The 2,053-nt window shown below is 65.1% G+C and carries 1 protein-coding gene; it reads right to left on the reverse strand.

The window, feature by feature from the left end; translation table 11 throughout:
• Positions 1-1,707 (reverse strand): hypothetical protein (locus ACWDKQ_RS35905; RefSeq protein WP_450143195.1); only part of this gene is annotated, 1,707 nt, incomplete at its 3' end.
• Positions 1,708-2,053 lie beyond the last annotated feature (346 nt).

The following is a 2,053-nucleotide window of genomic DNA, read 5'->3' on the forward strand; positions in this document are numbered from 1 at the left end:
CGGCGGCATCGCCCGCAAATGCCGATCCATCCGACCCGTCAGCTCAGCCAACCCCGCAATCGCAGCCGGCACGAACCCCGCAGCCCGCCCCTCCCCAGACTCACCCACCTGCTCCCCGGCCGGTTCACCCTCGCCACCCACCACCAACCCGGCCAACTCCGCCCGCAACGCCTCGACACGCCGCTGCGTCTCCTCCCAGTCCGCCCGCAAACCCTGATCGAACATCGGCAACAACGCCGGATCCGCCTGCACAACCTCATCCCACCCCGGCAAATCCCCAAACGAAGCCAGATAGGACTCAGCCTGCTCCAACGACTCCCACAACTGCGCAACCCGCGAATCCTGCCCCTCATCACGGGCCACACCCTCCACCCCCTCCTCCACAACCTCCCCCAACCCCTCCCCGGACTCCCTTTCCCGCTCCGACTCCGCCTGCATAGCCGCATCCGACTCCCACGACGCCTCCAACCCCGCCTGCCGATCCTCGTCCAAACCCGACAGCGATGCCGCAGCCTGCCCCTCTCCCCCTGAATCCGCCATCACCTCATCAACCCACACACCAAGATCAACGCCCCCATCCGACCACGTGTCCTGTTCGTCCTGATCAGCCCCAGCCGACTCCGATCCCTCACTCGACGCCATTGCATCCTGCTCATTCTGCTGCCCACTTACCCCCACGCCCGCAATCTCCCCGGGCCCAGTCTCCTTCCGGGCCTGCAGCGACTTCAGCGCCGCCCTATTTTTCTTCAGCCTTTCCCTCGTCTCCTTCAACTCCTCCGCAGAGCTAGCCGACTCAGCCACCTTCTCCCGCAACGCATGCAGCTGGTCCTCGACCTCGGCGCTCTGCGACAACGCCTCCAACGCCTCGATCTCCGCATCCTTCTCTTTCAGTCTCGATACTCGCTTCGCCAGCCGCTTTGCCTCCTTTTCGTCCTTTTCTATTTTCCGCCGCAAATTGAGCTCGGCCCGCTGCTCCGGATTCAGCTGCCTCCGCTCCTCCAACACCTCCAACTCCTTAAACTTCGCAAATTCGTCGGCGGCGGCGTCCTTTCTCGCCCTTTTATAATTTCTGTCAGCCGACCTGTGCTTCTGCTTCCGCGGCTCCAGCCTCGACTCGAGCCACTCCAGCTTCTCGGCCTCCTCCCGAGTCAGCTCCTTCCCCTTCTCCCGGGCCAACTGTTTCTTGCTCTGCAGCTCCGCAAGCTGGTCGGCTTCGGCCCTCCTCGCCTGGTACTGCCTCGCGCTCTCGTTCCTCTTTTTCTGCTTCTGCTCTTCCACTCTCGGCTTGAGCCACGCCAGCTTCTCGGCCTCCTCCGGCGCCAGGTCCCTCCCCTCCTCCTGGGCCAACTGTTTCTTGCTCTGCAGCTCCGCAAGCTGGTCGGCTTCGGCCTTCCTCGCCTGGGACTGCCTCGCGTTCTCGTTCCTCTTGTTCTGCTTCCACTGCGCCACTCTCGGCTTGAGCCACGCCAGCTTCTTGGCCTCCTCCGGCGCCAGGTCCCTCCCCCCCTCCTGGGCCAACTGTTTCTTGCTCTGCAGCTCCGCAAGCTGGTCGGCTTCGGCCCTCCTCGCCTGGTACTTCGTCGCCCTCCGTTCCCTATCTTGCTGCCTCCGCTTTTCCACCTTCAGCTTGAGCTGCGCCAGCCTGTTCGCCTTCTCCGGAGTCAGCTTCTTCCCCTCCTGCAGGGCCAGCTGCTCCTTCCTCTGCAAATCCGCAAGCTCGTCGGCTTCGGCCTTCCGCGCCTGGGACGCCCTCGCGTTCTTTTGCTGTCTCCGTGTCTGCGTTGCCGACCGCAGGTCCTGTTGTGCTGCCTGATCCGTCGGTGTGGTCCCGTCGCCCTCGCCGCCTTGATTCCCGGAAGCAACCCCAGCGGGTCCTGCCACTGTCGGTCGCTTGGACGCCCTGGCAGAACTCTCGCCAGCCTCCCGGGGCCTCTTCGTGCCCTTCGTGCCCTTCGTGCCGGTTTCGGCTGCTGCCGGCCCAGGCGCACCGTCCCGGCGTGGGGGACCCGTCACGTCGGTGGGCAGCCCGGCACCCCTGCCCAGGTGCCGCAGT

The organism is Saccharopolyspora sp. NPDC000995 (assembly GCF_053599315.1).